Annotated in this window: 17 protein-coding genes; 9 read left to right on the top strand and 8 right to left on the bottom strand. The window is 65.9% G+C overall.

The genetic code is table 11. The features are described from left to right. Positions 1-19: 19 nt before the first annotated feature. From AU252_RS07840 to AU252_RS07830, 3 genes are all read left to right on the top strand, one after another. Positions 20-985: a carbohydrate ABC transporter permease gene (locus AU252_RS07840; protein ID WP_058930232.1), complete on the top strand. Its 966-nt coding sequence runs from the start codon at positions 20-22 to the stop codon at positions 983-985. Next, complete coding sequence (locus AU252_RS07835; RefSeq protein WP_058930231.1) at positions 982-1,959, top strand: carbohydrate ABC transporter permease; 978 nt, start codon at positions 982-984, stop codon at positions 1,957-1,959. Before AU252_RS07840 ends, AU252_RS07835 begins: the two co-directional genes overlap by 4 nt. A 146-nt stretch (positions 1,960-2,105) precedes the next feature. Beyond that, on the top strand, positions 2,106-3,158 hold the full coding sequence (locus AU252_RS07830; protein ID WP_058930230.1) for a LacI family DNA-binding transcriptional regulator: 1,053 nt from the start codon (positions 2,106-2,108) through the stop codon (positions 3,156-3,158). Positions 3,159-3,194: 36 nt separating this feature from the next. On the opposite strand, the gene AU252_RS07825 is transcribed toward AU252_RS07830, so the two are convergent. Together AU252_RS07825 and AU252_RS07820 are read right to left on the bottom strand one after the other, a co-directional pair. After that, positions 3,195-4,229 (bottom strand): hypothetical protein, encoded by a 1,035-nt coding sequence (locus AU252_RS07825; RefSeq protein WP_058930229.1) that lies wholly within the window; start codon positions 4,227-4,229, stop codon positions 3,195-3,197. A 34-nt stretch (positions 4,230-4,263) separates the two neighbouring features. Then, positions 4,264-5,070, bottom strand: coding sequence for an exodeoxyribonuclease III (locus AU252_RS07820; protein ID WP_058930228.1), 807 nt, complete (start codon positions 5,068-5,070; stop codon positions 4,264-4,266). A gap of 162 nt (positions 5,071-5,232) precedes the next feature. Here AU252_RS07820 and AU252_RS07815 point away from each other — a divergent pair, with 162 nt between their 5' ends. The 4 genes from AU252_RS07815 to AU252_RS07800 all read left to right on the top strand — a co-directional run bounded on the left by AU252_RS07815 (position 5,233) and on the right by AU252_RS07800 (position 9,563). Beyond that, entirely contained in the window at positions 5,233-6,732 is a 1,500-nt protein-coding gene (locus tag AU252_RS07815; RefSeq protein ID WP_058930227.1) for a CoA-acylating methylmalonate-semialdehyde dehydrogenase, read from the top strand. Beyond that, positions 6,732-7,814 carry an enoyl-CoA hydratase/isomerase family protein gene (locus AU252_RS07810; protein ID WP_058930226.1) on the top strand — a complete coding sequence of 361 codons (1,083 nt, stop codon included), beginning with the start codon at positions 6,732-6,734 and terminating at the stop codon, positions 7,812-7,814. Before AU252_RS07815 ends, AU252_RS07810 begins: the two co-directional genes overlap by 1 nt. Next, positions 7,807-8,721, top strand: coding sequence for a 3-hydroxyisobutyrate dehydrogenase (gene mmsB / locus AU252_RS07805; protein ID WP_058930225.1), 915 nt, complete (start codon positions 7,807-7,809; stop codon positions 8,719-8,721). The genes AU252_RS07810 and mmsB overlap by 8 nt, the downstream gene beginning before the upstream one ends. Positions 8,722-8,786: 65 nt before the next feature. Then, positions 8,787-9,563: an enoyl-CoA hydratase gene (locus tag AU252_RS07800; protein WP_058930224.1), complete on the top strand. Its 777-nt coding sequence runs from the start codon at positions 8,787-8,789 to the stop codon at positions 9,561-9,563. A 7-nt stretch (positions 9,564-9,570) separates the two neighbouring features. Here the strand turns inward: AU252_RS07800 and AU252_RS07795 are convergent, their stop codons facing one another. After that, positions 9,571-10,545 (bottom strand): NAD(P)/FAD-dependent oxidoreductase, encoded by a 975-nt coding sequence (locus AU252_RS07795; protein WP_058930223.1) that lies wholly within the window; start codon positions 10,543-10,545, stop codon positions 9,571-9,573. Positions 10,546-10,611: 66 nt separating this feature from the next. Between AU252_RS07795 and AU252_RS07790 the strand changes: the two genes are divergently transcribed. Beyond that, positions 10,612-11,193 carry a helix-turn-helix domain-containing protein gene (locus AU252_RS07790; RefSeq protein WP_058930222.1) on the top strand — a complete coding sequence of 194 codons (582 nt, stop codon included), beginning with the start codon at positions 10,612-10,614 and terminating at the stop codon, positions 11,191-11,193. 33 nt (positions 11,194-11,226) lie between these two features. Here AU252_RS07790 and AU252_RS07785 read toward each other — a convergent pair whose 3' ends face one another. Together AU252_RS07785 and AU252_RS07780 are read right to left on the bottom strand one after the other, a co-directional pair. Next, the gene (locus AU252_RS07785) at positions 11,227-11,733 is read right to left on the bottom strand and encodes a MarR family winged helix-turn-helix transcriptional regulator (RefSeq protein WP_058930221.1); all 507 of its coding nucleotides are present in this window, start codon (positions 11,731-11,733) and stop codon (positions 11,227-11,229) included. Between the two features lie 2 nt (positions 11,734-11,735). Further along, positions 11,736-13,463 (bottom strand): AMP-binding protein, encoded by a 1,728-nt coding sequence (locus AU252_RS07780; protein WP_058932824.1) that lies wholly within the window; start codon positions 13,461-13,463, stop codon positions 11,736-11,738. 163 nt (positions 13,464-13,626) lie between these two features. Here AU252_RS07780 and AU252_RS07775 point away from each other — a divergent pair, with 163 nt between their 5' ends. After that, positions 13,627-14,760, top strand: a complete 1,134-nt coding sequence (locus tag AU252_RS07775) for an acyl-CoA dehydrogenase family protein (protein ID WP_083510566.1) — start codon at positions 13,627-13,629, stop codon at positions 14,758-14,760. Positions 14,761-14,838: 78 nt separating this feature from the next. Here AU252_RS07775 and AU252_RS07770 read toward each other — a convergent pair whose 3' ends face one another. From AU252_RS07770 to AU252_RS07760, 3 genes are all read right to left on the bottom strand, one after another. Continuing rightward, entirely contained in the window at positions 14,839-15,042 is a 204-nt protein-coding gene (locus AU252_RS07770; RefSeq protein ID WP_013599688.1) for a cold-shock protein, read from the bottom strand. A gap of 170 nt (positions 15,043-15,212) precedes the next feature. Beyond that, positions 15,213-15,839 carry a response regulator gene (locus AU252_RS07765; protein WP_058930219.1) on the bottom strand — a complete coding sequence of 209 codons (627 nt, stop codon included), beginning with the start codon at positions 15,837-15,839 and terminating at the stop codon, positions 15,213-15,215. Then, on the bottom strand, positions 15,836-17,098 hold the full coding sequence (locus AU252_RS07760; RefSeq protein WP_083510312.1) for a sensor histidine kinase: 1,263 nt from the start codon (positions 17,096-17,098) through the stop codon (positions 15,836-15,838). Before AU252_RS07760 ends, AU252_RS07765 begins: the two co-directional genes overlap by 4 nt. Between the last annotated feature and the right edge of the window lie 74 nt (positions 17,099-17,172).

Raw genomic sequence — 17,172 nt, 5'->3', positions numbered from 1 at the left:
ACACCACGGAGGTTGGGCAATGGAGTTTCTTGGAGGAAAATTTCTTCAAGTTTTTATCGCCTTGGCGGTTTTTGCCGCGCTAATTGGGCTGATCATGCTGATTGTGGACAGGGCTCCCAAATCAGTCAAAGACAAACTGACGATCGTTGGCTTTTTGGCGCCGGCGGCAATCCTGATGCTGGTCGGCCTGGTTTATCCCGCCGTGCAGACATCGTTCCTCGCATTCACGAATGCCTCCGGCCAACCCAACGGAGTCGATAACTTCGTCTGGATGTTTACCCAGCCCGAGGCGCTGGCCACCCTCCGCAACACGGTGATCTGGACCGTTCTGGTGCCGTTGCTGTCCACGGTCTTCGGTCTCGCTTACGCGGTGTTCATTGACAAGGCGCGCGGCGAAAATGCCCTCAAAGCTTTGGTCTTTATGCCGGTGGGCATCTCGATGGTGGGCGCCGGCATCATCTGGAAACTTGTGTACGACTACCGCGGCCCCGGCATTGAACAGACTGGCGTCGTTAACGCTGTGCGGGTTGCCCTGGGCATGGACCCCAAGCAATTCCTTCTTGATGCCCCGGAAAACACCATCTTCCTCATCATCGTGATGGTTTGGATCCAAACAGGCTTTGCCATGGTGATCCTCTCTGCTGCCATCAAGGGCGTGCCGGTGGAACTGGTTGAGGCGTCGCGCCTGGACGGTGCCAACCCCTGGCAGCAGTTCCGCAATGTGACGGTTCCCGGCATTCGGGGCGCTTTGGTGGTGGTGCTGACAACCATCACCATCGCCACCCTGAAAGTCTTCGACATTGTCCGCACCATGACGGCGGGCAACTATGACACGTCCGTGATCGCCAACGAGATGTACACACAGGCATTCCGCGCCGGCGAACCGGGCAGGGGTGCGGCGCTGGCCCTCGTCCTGTTCCTTCTCGTACTGCCCATAGTGGTCTACAACGCCCGCGTACTTCGTCAGCAAAGGGAAATCCGATGACCGTCATGCCAGCGCCGGATGAGGCGGCCAACTCTTCCCGGACCCAGTCACGCAAAGACAAAGGCCGTCCCGCGACGCCGGAGGATTCCGCACCGATCATGCGGCGCGTCAAGACCAAGCTCACGTCACGGTGGGCCACTGCGGCCGCCGTGATCATTGCGACGATCTGGACCGTGCCCACCTTCGGTCTCCTGGTATCCTCCATCCGTCCCGCGGCCAAGCAGGTGGGCCCGCGCTCGGATGGTTGGTGGAACTTCTTTGCCGACTGGGATTTTACTTTCAAGCACTACGTCGACGTCACGGCAGCAGCCGGATCGCAGTCGGCGAACCTTTCGCAGTACTTCGTCAACTCCCTTGCGATTGTCATTCCGGTGACTGTCTTTGTCCTGGTGCTCGCCTCCATGGCGGCCTACATCTTCGCCTGGGGCAACTTCAGGGGCCGCGAGGCTACGTTCATCTTCGTGTTCGCGTTGCAGATCATTCCCCTGCAGATGGCACTCATCCCGCTGCTGTCATTGTTCACACAGGTCCTGAAGCTCCCGCCCGGGTCCTATGCCCAGCTGTGGATCGCCCACACCATGTTTGGTCTCCCGTTGGGCATCTTCCTGCTGCACAACTTCATCTCGGAGATCCCGGGCGAAGTTATCGAGGCCGCGAAGGTGGACGGGGCAGGACACACCACCATTTTCTGGCGGATCATCCTGCCGTTGTCCGTGCCGGCTCTGGCATCCCTGGCCATCTTCCAGTTCCTGTGGGTCTGGAATGACCTTCTGGTGGCATTGGTGTTCTCGGGTGGAACGGCGGACGTAGCGCCCATCACCCAACGGCTCGCTGAGATCTCCGGTACCCGCGGCAACAGGGACTTCCTGAACCCTGCCGCTGCGTTCGTCTCGATCATCGTCCCGCTGGCGGTGTTCCTTGGCCTGCAGCGCTTCTTTGTCCGTGGTCTCCTGGCCGGCGGCCTCAAGGGCTGACCGGGCTCAGGGCTGATCCGCATAAAGGCGGATCAGACGCAAGGGGAGGCAGGCAGGTAACACTGTGACGTCGGGCGGCCCGCAACCTAGCATGGCTTGGGGCAACTGCATAGCGGATATTTGGTTTGAACCCATGAGGGGAAACGGTGGCACGCATGGCTGAGAGGTCTCAACGGGGTGGCCACAGCGGCGTCAGCATTGAGGACGTGGCAGCAGCCGCAGGCGTCTCCACCGCCACCGTTTCCCGGGCCGTACGCGGGCTTCCCAGGGTTTCGCCCGCCACCAGGGAGAAGATCCTCGAGGTGGCGGGTGCTTTGGGTTATGTGGCGTCGTCGTCGGCGTCAGGTTTGGCCACCGGCCGCACCAAGACCATTGGCGTCCTGGCACCGTTCGTGAGCCGTTGGTTCTTCTCCAAGGCCATTGAGGGCGCGGACCGCGAACTTCACGCCCGCCACTACAATCTTTCCCTCTTCAACCTGGGCGGTCACGGCAGCAACCGGGAACGCCTATTCAGCAAGACCATGGTTTACAAACAGATTGACGCCCTGCTTGTCCTTTGTATGGCGCTCAGCCACGAGGAACTGGACCATCTCCAAAAGATTGATATCCCGCTGATCGTGGTGGGTGGCCATGTGGAAGAGTGCGCGTACATCGGCATCGACGACTACGCCGCAGCGTCCACCGCCGTACGGCACCTGATCGACCTCGGCCACCGGGACATTGCCCTCCTGCACGGCGACGACGAAACGGACCTTAACTTCGACGTTCCCCGCGTGCGGATCCTGGCTTTCAAGGACGTTATGGCAGGAGCGGGGCTGCCCACCCGCCACGAGTGGGACGAATGGGGCGATTTCACGGTCCGCAGCGGCCAAGAGGCGTTCCGGCGCCTCTGGGCCCAGCCCGGCCCGAAGCCGACCGCCATCTTTTGCGCCTCCGACGAAATGGCCATGGGCGTCATCTTCGAAGCAGCACGCGTAGGCGTGCGGGTCCCTGAGGACCTCTCGGTGGTGGGGATCGATGACCACGATTTCGCCGACGCGATGGGCCTGACCACCGTGGGACAACGGCCCGACGAACAGGCGGAGCTGGCTACCAAGATGCTCATCGACGAACTGGACGGCACGGTCGGGGCGGTCCGATCCGCCGTCGCGCCCCACCAGCTCATCGTCAGGCGTACGACGGCGCCGCCTCCTTCCTGAGGACGCGCGGCGTGGCATCCGGCCAGGAAACAGCGGTCAGGACGCGCGGGCGAGCTGCCGGATGGGAATCCAGCGGGAAGCCAGCCTGCGGTAGGCCGCCGCGGCGCCTGTCATGTCGCCCTCTGCCAGGCATTCGATGCCCAGCCGGATGTCCATGGGCGACTCGTCCGGGTACACCTTGTCCGCCACGGCGCCGTAGTCGAGTTCCACCATGGAATTGACGTGGAACAGCTCCAGCCATTCGGTCAGCTGCGCGAGGTCGTCCAGCATGTCCAGGTCCGGAGCCGCCAGCGCCAGGTGGGCCACGGCGTACCGTGCTCGCTCCATGGCTTCGGTGATGGGAGCCCACACCCTGACGGTGAGGATGCGCCCGCCTGATTCCACTACGTCCTTATGGTCGCCTTCCATAAACAGCGAGAACCAGCTGAAGGGGATGCCCCACGTCGAGGCGCGGGTATGCACGCGGATGGCGCCGTCACGGGCTTTGACCTGGTCAATGCGTTCCTGGTGCTTGTCCCGCTGCTCTTCCGGAATCAGCATTTCGGCCAGCGGGCCGTGGATGCCTTCCATAAGGGCATTGGCGGCGAGGCCGGCGCGCAGGACCAGCTGGCTGGGGCAGTACAGCAGGACGCGCCCGGACCCAGCGTCACGTCCACCGTCGCCCCCAGCGTCAGGCCCAAGGCCGGAACCGGCGCCCATCCCGGTACCCAACCCGGACTCGGCACCCAAGCCAGCCTCGGCATCCGGGCCGGAAGCGCCACCCGGGCCGGCGGCAGCACCGGCGTCGGACGTTCCTGGCTGCGGGGTCCGCCCGGGGGGTACACCGGGAATGCTGGTGACGCGGACCAGATCCGTCCGCCCGGTGGGGAAGGGGTCCCCGCCGGAGCGGGTGATCCGGCCCAGCGAGGCCAGCAGTTCGGCGTTTTCGACGGCGGCCCGGGAGGCTGTGCGGGCACCGGCGGACCGGATGGCCTCCCGCTGTCCTTCCGGGAAGGCTTCCAGCGGTTCGTAGACGCGCAGGGTGGAGGAGAACGGCAGCCCGGCCTGGCCCCGGTAGAGGTTTCCCGTCATTACAGTCTCCCTTCCTGGGCCCCGGGGGCAGCCATCAGTCCGCCAGTTCCACCAGAACGGGGGCGTGGTCCGAGGCGCCCTTGCCCTTGCGTTCCTCGCGGTCGATCGACGCGCCCGTGACGCGGGCCGCCAACGCGGGGGAGCCAAGGACAAAGTCAATGCGCATCCCCTCCTTTTTGGGGAAGCGCAGCTGGGTGTAATCCCAGTACGTGTAGACGCCGGGACCGGGCGTGTACTCGCGTGCCACGTCCTTGAATCCGGCCTCTTCGAAAGCGTGGAAGGCCGCGCGTTCCGGCGGGCTGACATGGGTGTACTTATTATTGACGAAAAGGTCGATGTCCCAGACGTCGTCGTCGAACGGCGCAATGTTCCAGTCACCCATGAGGGCTACCTGAGCTGTCGGGTCGGCGGTCACCAGGCCCTGGGCGTGGGTCTTCAGGGATTCAAGCCACTTGATCTTGTACGGCATGTGTTCGTCGTCCAGGGAGCGGCCGTTGGGCACGTAGAGGCTCCAGACCCGGACGCCGCCGCAGGTCGCGGCCATGGCGCGGGCCTCCTGCACCGGGTCCTTGCCTTCTTTCCCGAACGGAGGCTGGTCCAGGAAGGTGCGCTCAACATCTGCCAGGCCTACCCGGGACGCGATGGCCACGCCGTTCCACTGGTTCACACCGAAGTGGGCCACCTCGTAGCCCATGCGTTCGAACAGTTCCCAGGGGAAGTTTTCGTCCTTGCATTTGGTCTCCTGGATGGCCAGGACGTCGCAATCGCTGCGCTGCAGCCAGGCCTCCACGCGGTCGGCGCGGGCACGGAGGGAGTTCACATTCCAGGTAGCAATCTTCACAGTCCCTAACTTACCGAACTTGTTGCCCGGAGGCGTTGCCGTGGCCGGAAAGCCCGCGAAGGCCGTTGCCCACCGCGGCCGGGCAGTCTGGAATTTAGTAGGAAGTCCGAGTATATTCGCTTGCAGAGATGACCTGGATCACATGCGAAGGAGCATTGCATCATGGTGCGAGAACTATCCCATTACGTAGACGGCCAGCGGGTGAAGGGGACCTCCGGCCGCTTCAGTGACGTTTTTGACCCCTGCACGGGCCAAGTCCAGGCGCGCCTGCCCCTGGCCAGCGGGGAGGAGGTCCGGAACGTGGTGGCCGCCGCGGAGAAAGCGCAGGTCCAGTGGGGCGCCATGAACCCGCAGCGCCGCGGCCGGATCCTGCTTAAGTTCGTTGATCTCGTCAACGAGAACATGGACGAACTCGCCACGCTGCTGTCCTCCGAACACGGGAAGACGTTCGCCGATTCCAAGGGCGATATCCAGCGCGGGATTGAAGTGGTGGAGTTCGCAGCGGGCGCCCCCCACCTGCTCAAAGGCGAGTTCTCCGACGACGCCGGTGCGGGCATCGACGTCCACTCGCTGCGCCAGCCACTCGGCGTCGTCGCGGGCATCACCCCGTTCAACTTCCCGGCCATGATCCCCCTGTGGAAGTCCGGCCCGGCCCTCGCCGCCGGCAACGCCTTCATCCTCAAGCCCTCCGAGCGGGACCCCTCGGTTCCCCTGCGCCTGGCCGAACTGTTCACGGAGGCCGGACTGCCGGACGGGGTGTTCAACGTAGTCAACGGGGACAAGGAAGCCGTTGACGCGCTGCTGGAAGATCCCCGCGTGAAGGCCATCGGCTTTGTGGGTTCAACACCCATCGCCCAGTACATCTACGCCACCGCGGCCGCCCACGGGAAGCGCGCCCAGTGCTTCGGCGGGGCCAAAAACCACATGGTGATCATGCCGGACGCGGACCTGGACATGGCTGCCGACGCCCTGATCGGCGCCGGCTTCGGTTCCGCCGGCGAGCGGTGCATGGCCATTTCCGTGGCCGTCCCGGTGGGGGAGAAGACCGCGGACGCGCTGGTGTCCAAGCTGGCCGAGCGCGTCAAGCATCTGCGCGTGGGCCACAGCCTGGACAAGGACTCGGATTTCGGGCCCGTGGTGGCGGCGAGTGCCAAGGAACGGATCGAGGGCTACATCCAGTCCGGCGTGGACGAGGGTGCCACCCTGCTGGCCGACGGTCGCGGCCTCACGGTGGAAGGCTACGACGACGGCTTCTGGGTGGGACCTACGCTCTTCGACCACGTCACCAAGGACATGAAGATCTACCAGGAGGAAATCTTCGGCCCCGTCCTCAGCGTGCTCCGCGCCGCCGATTACGACGAAGCCCTCCGGCTGTGTTCCGAGCACGAATTCGGCAACGGCGTGGCCATCTTCACCCGCGACGGCGACGCCGCCCGGGACTTCGCCAGCCGGGTGGAGGTGGGCATGGTGGGCATCAACGTGCCCATTCCGGTTCCGATTGCGTACTACACGTTTGGCGGCTGGAAAGCGTCCGGTTTCGGCGACCTGAACCAGCACGGCGCCGATGCGTTCCGTTTCTACACCAAGACCAAAACGGTCACCACGCGCTGGCCGTCCGGGATCCGCCAGGGCGCCAGCTTCATCATGCCGGAAGGCAGCTGATGACGGAGGTTCTGTTCGAGAAGCGCGGCCACCTGGGCGTCATCACGCTCAACCGGCCCAAGGCCGTCAACGCCCTGAACGCCGGCATGGTGGACGCCATGCTGGCGCAGCTCACCGCCTGGGCGGACGACGACGGCGTGGCCACCGTCCTGGTGCACGGCGCCGGCGAGCGTGGCCTCTGCGCAGGGGGCGACATTGTGGCGATCTACCGGGACATCCTCGGCGGGGGTACGGAAACTGCTGACTTCTGGCGGAACGAATACCGGCTGAACTCCCTCATCGCCGCCTACCCCAAGCCCTATGTGGCCTTTATGGACGGCCTCGTGCTGGGCGGCGGCGTGGGAATCTCCGCGCACGGCTCGGTGCGGGTGGTCACCGAACGGACCCGGACGGGAATGCCGGAGACCACCATCGGGTTTGTGCCCGACGTCGGCGGGACCTGGCTGCTGGCGAAGTCACCCGGGGAGACCGGCACCCATGCCGCGCTGACCGGAGCCCACCTGACCGGGGCGGATGCGCTGTTCCTGGGCCTCGCGGACCACTTTGTCCCGTCGGGGAGCCTGCCGGAGCTGGCGGCCGCGCTCGAACACGAAAGTGCGGAAGCCGCCGTCGTCCGCTTTGCCCAGGACCCGCCGCCCTCCGGGCTGGAGGCGCAGCGCGACTGGATCGATGCCGCCTACGCGAGCGATGACGTGGAGGACATTGTCCGCCGGCTGCGGGCCGTGGGTGGGTCAACGGACGGCGCGCCGGGCGGGGAACCTGCGGCCGAAGCGGCCGAGGCCGCCGACACCATCGAAGCGAAGTCGCCTACGGCTGTGAAGGTGGCCCTGGAGTCCCTCCGCCGGGCCAAGGGACTGACGCTGGACGAGGCGCTGGCGCAGGAATACCGGGTAGGGCTTCGGTTCCTGGTTGCGCCGGATTTCCGCGAAGGGATCCGCGCGCAGGTGGTGGACAAGGACCGCATTCCGCAATGGAAGCCGGCCACGCTGCATGAGGTGCACGCGGCGGACATGGAACGGTTCTTCGCGCCGCTGGGGGACCGGGAGCTCAACCTGCACACAAAGGAGCCGGACAATGCCTGAACAAACCACCGTCGCTTTCCTGGGCCTGGGCCACATGGGCGGGCCCATGGCAGTGAACCTGGTCCGTGCCGGCTACACCGTGGCGGGCTTCGACGTGGTCCCCGCCGCGCTGGACGCCGCCCAAACACACGGCGTCCCCACGGTGGCCAGTCCGCTGGACGCCATCGCCGGTGCGGACGTTGTGCTGACCATGTTCCCCAGCGGCCAGCACGTGCTGGACGCCTACCGCGGCGCGGACGGACAGCCGGGCCTGCTGGCCGAGGCCAAGCCGGGGACCATGTTCCTGGACTGCTCCACTATCAACGTTGACGAGGCACGGGAAGCCTCCGCGCTCGCCATCGCGGCCGGCCACCGTGCCGTGGATGCCCCGGTCTCGGGCGGTGTGGTGGGTGCGGAAGCCGGCACGCTGACCTTTATGGTGGGCGGCGAAACGGAGGACTTCGAGGCGGTCCGGCCGCTGCTCGAGGTGATGGGAAAACGGGTGGTCCACTGCGGCGGGCACGGCGGCGGCCAGGCCGCCAAGATCTGCAACAACCTCATCCTGGGGGTCTCCATGATCGCGGTCAGCGAAGCCTTTGTGCTGGGCGAGAAGCTGGGCTTGACGCACCAGGCGCTGTTCGACGTCGCCTCCAATGCCTCCGGACAATGCTGGGCCTTGACCACCAACTGCCCTGTTCCCGGACCGGTCCCCACCAGCCCCGCCAACCGCGACTACCAGCCCGGCTTCGCGGGGGCGCTGATGGCCAAGGACCTGCGGCTCGCGCTGAATGCGCTGGAAAGTACCGGGGTGGCGGCCCGGCTGGGACCGCTCGCCTCGGAAATCTACGATACGTTTGCCGCTGAAGGCGGAGCCGGCCGGGACTTCTCCGGAATCATCACCGATATCCGCGACAAATCGCAGCACTAGCACCATCTGCAGCACTGGCAGCTCTGCAGCACCAGCAACACGCGAAAACAGCTGAAAGGTCGGGCATGACGGAGTACACGAACATCCTGGTGGAACAGCGCGGCCGGGTAGGGCTGGTCACGCTCAACCGGCCGGAGGCGCTCAACGCCCTGGACAAAGCCACCATGGACCAGCTCGTGGCAGCCGTCACCGCCATGGACGCCGACCCCGGCGTGGGCGCGGTGGTGATCACCGGCTCAAGCAAGGCGTTCGCCGCGGGTGCCGACATCAAGGAAATGGCCTCGCAGGGCTACATGGACATGTACGCCGCCGACTGGTTCCGGGGCTGGGAGGACTTCACCCGGCTGCGGATCCCTGTCATCGCGGCCGTGTCCGGCTTCGCGCTGGGCGGCGGCTGCGAGCTGGCCATGATGTGCGATTTCATCATCGCCGGGGACAACGCCAAGTTCGGCCAGCCGGAGATCAACCTCGGCGTGCTGCCGGGCATGGGCGGTTCGCAGCGGCTCACGCGCGCCGTGGGCAAGGCCAAGGCCATGGACATGATCCTCACCGGGCGCTTCATCGGCGCCGAGGAGGCTGAACGCTCCGGCCTCGTCTCCCGCGTGGTGCCCGCGGAGAATGTGGTGGAGGAGGCGCTCAAGGCCGCGGAGGTCATCGCGTCCAAGTCCAAGCCCGTGGCCATGCTCGCGAAGGAAGCCGTCAATGCGGCCTTTGAAACGGGACTCGCCCAGGGTGTCCTGTTCGAACGCCGAATCTTCCACTCGCTCTTCGCCAGCGAGGACCAGAAGGAAGGCATGGCCGCCTTTACCGAAAAACGGCAGCCCGAGTTCACCCACCGCTGACCGGTAATTACCGGGCAACCGACAGGGATTCCCGGTGGGCGGCAACGTCTGCGGCCAGTTCCTCGGCCATCAGATGGTTGTTGATGACGACGGCGGTCCACGCACCTGCCGCCGCCGAGGCCAGGACCTGCGCGCGCATGTCCGTCACGTTGCCCGCCGCCCACACCCCCGGGACCGCGGTGGCGCCGTCGGCATCAGTCTCCAGGAAGTCCCCGATCCCCATTGGATGCGGTGCCGGCTCGAGGCCAAGCCCGGCGAAGGCGTCCAGCCGTGCGCGCACCTGGGGTCCCACCACTACCGCGTCCACGGCGATCTCGGGTCCGCCGGCCAAGGCGACGCCGCGCAGGACGTCCTGCTCCACCCGCAATGATTCAACAACGCCCGCCACCACCCTGATGCCCCGGGCGGCCAGCTGCTCCAGCTCGTCGTCGGTGGGCAGTGTCAGGTCGTTCAGGAAGAGGGTGATGTTGCCGCTCCACTGGCGGAAGAGCAGGGCCTGGTGCACGGACCAAGGCCCGTTGCCCAGGATGCCGATGGCCTGATCCTGCACCTCCCAGCCGTGGCAGAACGGGCAGTGCAGCACATCCCTGCCCCAGCGCTCGCGGAGCCCTGCAATCCCCGGCAATTCGTCCACCAGCCCGGTGGTGATCAGCAGGCGGCGCCCGCGGATCACGCTGCCGTCCGCCAGGGTCACGGAAAAACCGTTGGCCGCATTGCCCGCAGCGGCAACGGCCTCGCCCTCCACTATCCGTGCGCCGTAGTGCTGGGCTTCGGCACGTCCGATCCTCAGGAGTTCGGCGGGGCTGACACCATCGCGGGACAGGAATCCGTGGACCCCCTGGGCGGGGGCGTTGCGGGGTTCGCCGCTATCAACCACCACCACGGAGCGGCGCGACCGGCCCAACATTTGTGCGGCGCTCAGGCCGGCGGCCCCTCCACCGATGATGAGGACGTCGTACGTGTTGTCATTGTCTGTTTTCATGCCTCCATGGTCCGCGGCACCTGCTTAGAGTGGCAAGGAAAGTTGCTGGAATGGCAAACTGGGCCAATGGATGAAGAATTCGACGACGTGCTGGCAGCGGTGGGGCCGCGGCTCAGGGCCCTCCGCCTCAACAGCAACACCACCCTGGCGGCCCTGGCCGAGGCCACCGGGATTTCGGTCAGCACACTTTCGCGGCTGGAGTCCGGTCAGCGCCGCCCCAACCTTGAGCTGTTGCTGCCGTTGGCCAAAGCTCACCGGGTCCCGCTGGACGAACTGGTGGGGGCTCCCGCCACGGGCGATCCGCGCCTGCACCTGCGCCCCATGGTCCGCCACGGCATGACCATCATCCCGCTGACGAGGCGGCCCGGCGGGATCCAGGCCTACAAGCACATCCTGCCGGCCGGCACGCCGGACCAGCCGGACCCCCAGGTCCACGAGGGGTACGAATGGCTGTATGTGCTCAACGGCAAACTCAGGATGGTCCTGGGCGGCCAGGACCTGGTGATGGGGCCCGGCGAAGCAGCCGAATTCGATACCCGGGTGCCCCACTGGTTCGGCCGCGCGGACACCAAAGCCGTGGAGTTCCTCAGCCTCTTTGGAACCCAGGGCGAACGCATGCACGTCAGAGCCAAACCGCGCTCCTCCTAGACCCGTAGGGCCGCCAAGCGCTAAGGGACGCCCCTAGTCCGCAAAGTCCCCGGCATTCCGGCGGAACGTGCCCAGGATGCGGATCAGCTGGTCCACATCGGCCGCGTCGAAACCTGACTGGCCAAAAACCTCGGTGTTGAGCACCGCCGTCGCCCGTTTGGCAACGATCCGCCCCTCCGCGGTGAGCTCGATCAGGGTGGTGCGGCCGTCCGTAGGGTGCGGCGAACGTGCCACCAGTCCCGAGCCTTCCAAGCGGTCGACGGCGTTCGTCACCGAGGTGGGATGGACCTGGAGCAGGGCGCTCGCCTTGTTCATGGGCAGCGCGCCGCTGCGGGCGAAGCTGAGGAGCGCGAGCAGTTCGTAGCGGGCGAAGGTCAGCCCGAACGGCTTCAGGGCGCCCTCGATCCGGGCCAGCAGGATCTGCTGGGTGCGCATGATCGCGGTGATCGCGGCCATGGGAGCGGCGACGTCGGCCCAGCCGTGCTCCTCCCAGTTCCGTTGGGCGTCCGCGATGGGGTCCCGGGGCAGTGGCACGGCCATCCTCAGCCCTTCAGCCCCGGGAAATCCGCCTCGGAGTACTCCACACCGAAGCCGTCGGGATGGGTGCCCCCGCCATGCCGGAGCTCCTCATTGTGCCGCAGCTCAACACGGCGGATTTTGCCCGAGATGGTCTTGGGCAGCGCAGCGAATTCCAGCCGCCGGATCCGTTTGAACGGCGCCAGGTGTTCGCGGCAGTACCGCAGGATGTCCTCGGCCAGCTCCGGCCCCGGCTCCAGTCCGGACACCAGCACAACATAGGCCTTGGGGACGGAAAGCTTGACCGCATCCGGCGACGGAACCACAGCCGCCTCGGCCACGGCGGGGTGTTCCAGCAGCACGCTCTCCAGTTCGAACGGCGAGAGCCGGTAGTCGGAGGATTTGAAGACGTCGTCGTCGCGGCCCACGTAGGTGATGACACCGTGTTTGTCCCGGCTGGCCATGTCGCCCGTGTGGTAATAGCCGCCGCGGAACGCCTCGGCGGTCCGTTCCGCGTCCCCGTAGTAGCCCTTCATCAGCCCCACCGGCCGGGGGTCCAGGCGGAGGCACAGCTCGCCGTCTTCGGCTTCTTCCCCCGTGTTCGGATCCACCAGCACAACGTCGTAGCCGGGAAGCGGCCGCCCCATGGCGCCGATGGTGACCGGCTGGCTGGGCGTGTTGGCCACCTGGACGGTGGTTTCGGTCTGGCCGAAGCCGTCCCTGATGGTCTGGCCCCAGACGCGCTGGACCTGCTCGATCACTTCGGCGTTCAGCGGTTCGCCCGCGGAGACCACCTTGGTGGGCGGGGTCTTCAGGACTTTCAGGTCCGCCTGGATCAGCATCCGCCAGACCGTGGGCGGGGCGCAGAAGCTGGTGACGTGCTCGCGGTCCATCTGCTCCATCAGGGCACGGGCGTCGAACCGTTCATAGTTGTAGACGAAAACGCACGCCTCCGCGATCCACGGGGCGAAGAAATTGGACCACGCGTGTTTGCCCCAGCCCGGTGAGGCCACGTTCAGGTGCACGTCGCCGGGTTCCAGGCCGATCCAGTACATCGTGGAGAGGTGCCCCACCGGGTACGACGTATGGGTGTGCTCCACCAGCTTGGCCTTCGACGTGGTTCCGGAGGTGAAATACAGCAGCAGCGTCTCGTCCGCGTGGGTGGGGGCGTCGGCTGTGAAGGTGACTGCCGCCGTCGTCGAATCCGTGTACTGGAGGGCACCGGGGGTGCCGGCTGAACCGCCGCCGGCACCGATTTCGATGAGGCGGTAATCGCCGGGGACGGCGGCAAACTTACCGATGTTGGAACGTCCGACGGCGGCCCAGCCCGCCTCGCCGCGCTCCACGCGTTCGGCCAGGTCCTCCGGACCCATCAGGGTGGTGGTGGGGATCAGGACAATGCCCAGCTTGATGCCGGCCAGCATCAGCTCCCAGAGCTCCACCTGGTTGCCCAGCATAACGATCATGCGGTCCCCGCGGCGCATGCCCTGGCTTCTCAGCCAGTTGGCCACCTGGTTGGAACGGGCGGCCAGGTCCGCGAAACTCCGGCGCGTGGCCGATCCGTCCTGCTCCACGATCACCAGGGCCGGATTGTAGGCCTTCTCAGGATCGGCGGCGATCTGATCGAACCAGTCGAGGGCAAAGTTGAATTCCGTGAAGCGCGGCCACACGAACTCGCGCCTGGCCTGGTGGTAGTCGGAATGCAGGGTCAGCAGGCGGTCGCGTGCCTCGCGGAAGTCATCGGTGACTGACATGGGGGACACCTTTCGTCCAGTGATGCGCATCACTAAGAATCCATCCCTGTGCAATATACTAGGACATCCAAGGGTTTGGAAGACCGAAGGGATATGAAGCGTGCAGCCACAAGGACGTGAGCGTGTTGTGACCGAAGCCCCGCCCTTTCCAGAGGCAGACCTGATGCACATCGTGGACCTCCTGCCCGCAGCGGAGCGCGAGCGCTACCTGGAGGTCCGGGCGTTCCTGCAGTCCACGGTGCGGCAGGCCTCCATTGACTACTGGAACCGCGAGGAATTCCCGTTCGGGCTGCTGGCGGAAATGGGCAAGCACGGGCTTGGCACCTTGCAGACGGACGGCACGTCCAAGCTCTTCAAGGGCCTGATGTACGTCGAAGTGGCCAGGGCGGACGTTTCGCTGTCGGCACTCGTGGGGATCCACAACGAACTGATCGTGGGGATGATCGACGCCCTCGGTTCCGAGGAACAGAAGCAGCGGTGGCTGCCTGGCCTGAAGAACTTTACCCAGCTGGGAGCCTTCGCCCTGACCGAACCGGAGCACGGCTCGGACATCGCCGGCGGGCTGGAAACATCCGCGCGGCTGGAGGGCGGTGAGTGGGTGATCAACGGCGCGAAGCGCTGGATCGGCTCCGGGACTATCGCGGACTTTGCCCTGGTGTGGGCGCGCGACGCTGCGGACGGGCACATCAAGGGCTTCATTGTGGAGACGGACCGCGCTGGCTACCGGGCAACCAAGATTGCCAACAAGATCGGCCTGCGGATCATGCAGAACGCGGACATCGTGCTGGACAACGTCAGGATTCCGGCGTCCAACATGCTGCCGGGCGCCACGGACTTCTCCAAAGCCAACGACCTCCTGCGGGATTCGCGCGCCTGGGTTGGCTGGCAAGGTGCCGGGATCCAGCTGGCCGCGTTCGACGTCGCCCGTTCCTACTCCCTGGAACGCAGGCAGTTCGGCAAGGAACTGGCATGCTTCCAGCTGGTCCAGCAGCAACTGGCGGAGATCCTGGGCAACGCCTCCGCGTCACTGGCGTTGATGGCCCAGCTCGCCCGGATCCAGACGGACGGCAAGCTGGAGATGGCGCAGGCGGCCATGGCAAAGTCCACGTGCACCCGGCTGGCCCGCGCGTCGGTGGCGATGGGACGGTCGCTGCTGGGCGGCAACGGGATCAGCTCGGACTTTGAAATGGGCAAGCTGTTTGGTGATGCCGAAATCCTCTATACCTATGAGGGCAGCTACGAAATCAATTCGCTCATTGTTGGCCGGGCCGTTACCGGAAAATCGGCCTTCGTCTAGCAATTCACAGGAAAAGAACTTAAGAAAAAACTGCCCTGGCCATGCTTTGCAGCACGGTCAGGGCAGTTGATCAGAACCTTAGAGCGGGCGAATATTCTCTGCCTGCGGGCCCTTGGGACCCTGGGTCACATCGAATTCGACTTTCTGGTTCTCATCCAGCGAGCGGTAGCCGCTGCTGGCGATTGCGGAATAGTGCGCGAAAACATCGGCGGATCCGTCGTCCGGAGCGATGAAACCAAAGCCCTTTTCAGCGTTGAACCATTTAACTGTGCCTGTTGCCATTGCTAACTTCCTTTGTAACCCTTTTCTGGTCCTGCTCGGACGGCAGGCAGACGCGGAGTCTGTAGTCCGCTGTCTCAAACCTAGGGGCTACGCGGTGGGCGTGCAATAGCTGCAGTCATCAAGTGTCACCGCTGTTACAGAAGTGGTACACGGGAATTGACCGCTGCGGGCTAGCGCATGCCCTCCCGGCGGATGGCCGTGGCGATCGCCGCGGCGCGGGTCTCCACCCCGAGCTTGGCGTAGATATGCGCCAGATGGGTCTTGACGGTGGCCTCGGAGATGAAGAGCCGCTGGCCCAGTTCCCGGTTGCTGAGCCCCTCGGTCAGGAGGCTCAGCAGCTCCGCCTCCCGGGGCGTCAGGACCTCGTCGGGATTGCGCAGCTGCTGGAAGAGCCGGGAGGCCACGGGGGCACTCATGACGCTCTTCCCTTGCACGGCACCGCGGATGGCGGCGAAGATTTCGTCCGGGGCGGCGTCCTTGAGGAGGTAGCCCATGGCGCCGGCGTCGACCGCCCGGACGATGTCCGCGTCGGAATCGTATGTGGTGAACACCAGGATGGCCTGCCGGCTGTTGCGCTGCCGCAGCTGCCTCATGGCCTCGATCCCGTCCATTCCGGCGCCCATGGCCAGGTCCATCACGACCACATCAGGGGAGTGGTGTTCCACCAGCCCCAGCGCTTCCTCGCCGGAGGCGGCCTCGGCCACCACGTCAAAGTCAGGCTGCGTAGCCAGCAGTGCCCTGAGCCCGCTCCGGACCACCAGGTGGTCGTCCACCAGGAGGACAGTGATGGTAGTCATGCGTCCTCCGGTGTCATCTGCTGGCCAGGTGGCGCTGACTGCACCCGGGCCGGCACTTGTGCGGCCACGATGGTCCCTTCGCCGGGGGAACTTTCCACCGAGAATACCCCGCCCAGCTGCTCAACCCGCTGGCGCATGGCCCGCAGCCCGTAGCCTCCGGCGTCCGACGGCGGTGCTGCCGCAGACGGGTCAAAGCCCGTCCCGTCGTCGTAGATGTCAAGGGTGACCGAGCCGGGAAGGAATCCCAGCGTCAAGGTTGTGGTGGCGGCGTTTGCGTGCTGCTGGATGTTCGCGGCCGCGCTCTGGACCACCCGCAGCAGGGTGTGCCGGACTTCCGCAGGGACGTCCCTCGGTTCGCCGGTGACCACGAGCCGGGCGTGCGGGACGTACTGGGCGGCCGCCTGGTGCAGGGCTTCGGGAAGCGGCGATGCGTCGAGGCCCGGGGAGGCGAGCTCGTGGACCAGATTGCGCGTCTCGGAGAGATTCCGGCGCAGCAGTTCCGTAGCCTGGTTGAGCTCCTGGCGCGATGCCTGGCCTGGCCACGAACGGTCAGCGGCCTCCAGGAGCAGCAGGCTGCTGGCCAGGCCCTGCGTCACGGTGTCGTGGATCTCCCGCGATACGCGCTCGCGTTCGGCGATGGTGCCGGCCAGGCGCTCGCTGGCCGCCAGCTGCCCGTGTGCCAGCGATACCTCCGCATGGAGACGGCGCTGCTCCGCGGCGTCGTGCTCGATCCGGTCATGGATCAGCGTAAGCATCACACCGACGGCGAGCGGCCCCAGCAGCATCGCGAGGTCTGTCCCGTCGCTGAGCCGGAACAGCCCGACGGCGGTGGCGGCCGCCGTCGCGCTTGCCGCCACGTAACCCACGGCGCCCGTAAAGGCCGTCCGGCACAGGAAGAGGATCGCAAAGGAACACCAGGCGAAGCTGGGTGCGGCGATGACCAGTGCTGCCCAGACGGCCACAAACACGAGCATCCAGACCGCCCATGGGCGTCTCTGCCGGGCCAGTACGGCGATGACGGCGTAGAGCGCGCACACCGTTCCAGCCAGGCCGAGGACCAGCAGGTTGTCCTGCAGGCTGTGCCGCATGGCATAGCGGACGGCCGAAGCGACGAGCAGGACCGCGAAGCCAAGGTGGACGGCGGTGTCGATCCGGCCGAACCGGCCAGGGGAGGCGGCCGGTCCACGAGGCCGGGCGCGTCCGGTGGTCAGCGAAGATCCGTCGGTCAGGGTTTTACGGGGAGTGGCTGGGGAGGGCATGGGGTCCGGTTCAGGTCAGGGGCGTTCCTATCCCATGCTATTGCCCGCGCCGTTGCTGGTCTCTCCGCCTTTTG

Origin of the sequence: Pseudarthrobacter sulfonivorans, from assembly GCF_001484605.1 — a bacterium.
Classification (GTDB): domain Bacteria; phylum Actinomycetota; class Actinomycetes; order Actinomycetales; family Micrococcaceae; genus Arthrobacter; species Arthrobacter sulfonivorans_A.
The sequence above is the reverse complement of the archived record's forward strand: the minus strand, read 5'-3'. Positions and strand labels throughout refer to the sequence as shown.

Bases quoted from the DNA above. Each gene is read 5' to 3' on its own strand.
- AU252_RS07770 (WP_013599688.1), bottom strand. From the start codon at position 15,042: ATGGCAACAGGCACAGTTAAATGGTTCAACGCTGAAAAGGGCTTTGGT.
- AU252_RS07775 (WP_083510566.1), top strand. From the start codon at position 13,627: ATGCACATCGTGGACCTCCTGCCCGCAGCGGAGCGCGAGCGCTACCTG.
- AU252_RS07800 (WP_058930224.1), top strand. From the start codon at position 8,787: ATGACGGAGTACACGAACATCCTGGTGGAACAGCGCGGCCGGGTAGGG.
- AU252_RS07795 (WP_058930223.1), bottom strand. From the start codon at position 10,545: ATGAAAACAGACAATGACAACACGTACGACGTCCTCATCATCGGTGGA.
- AU252_RS07765 (WP_058930219.1), bottom strand. From the start codon at position 15,839: ATGACTACCATCACTGTCCTCCTGGTGGACGACCACCTGGTGGTCCGG.
- mmsB (WP_058930225.1), top strand. From the start codon at position 7,807: ATGCCTGAACAAACCACCGTCGCTTTCCTGGGCCTGGGCCACATGGGC.
- AU252_RS07785 (WP_058930221.1), bottom strand. From the start codon at position 11,733: ATGGCCGTGCCACTGCCCCGGGACCCCATCGCGGACGCCCAACGGAAC.
- AU252_RS07835 (WP_058930231.1), top strand. From the start codon at position 982: ATGACCGTCATGCCAGCGCCGGATGAGGCGGCCAACTCTTCCCGGACC.
- AU252_RS07760 (WP_083510312.1), bottom strand. From the start codon at position 17,098: ATGCCCTCCCCAGCCACTCCCCGTAAAACCCTGACCGACGGATCTTCG.
- AU252_RS07810 (WP_058930226.1), top strand. From the start codon at position 6,732: ATGACGGAGGTTCTGTTCGAGAAGCGCGGCCACCTGGGCGTCATCACG.
- AU252_RS07780 (WP_058932824.1), bottom strand. From the start codon at position 13,463: ATGTCAGTCACCGATGACTTCCGCGAGGCACGCGACCGCCTGCTGACC.
- AU252_RS07815 (WP_058930227.1), top strand. From the start codon at position 5,233: ATGGTGCGAGAACTATCCCATTACGTAGACGGCCAGCGGGTGAAGGGG.
- AU252_RS07790 (WP_058930222.1), top strand. From the start codon at position 10,612: ATGGATGAAGAATTCGACGACGTGCTGGCAGCGGTGGGGCCGCGGCTC.
- AU252_RS07825 (WP_058930229.1), bottom strand. From the start codon at position 4,229: ATGACGGGAAACCTCTACCGGGGCCAGGCCGGGCTGCCGTTCTCCTCC.
- AU252_RS07840 (WP_058930232.1), top strand. From the start codon at position 20: ATGGAGTTTCTTGGAGGAAAATTTCTTCAAGTTTTTATCGCCTTGGCG.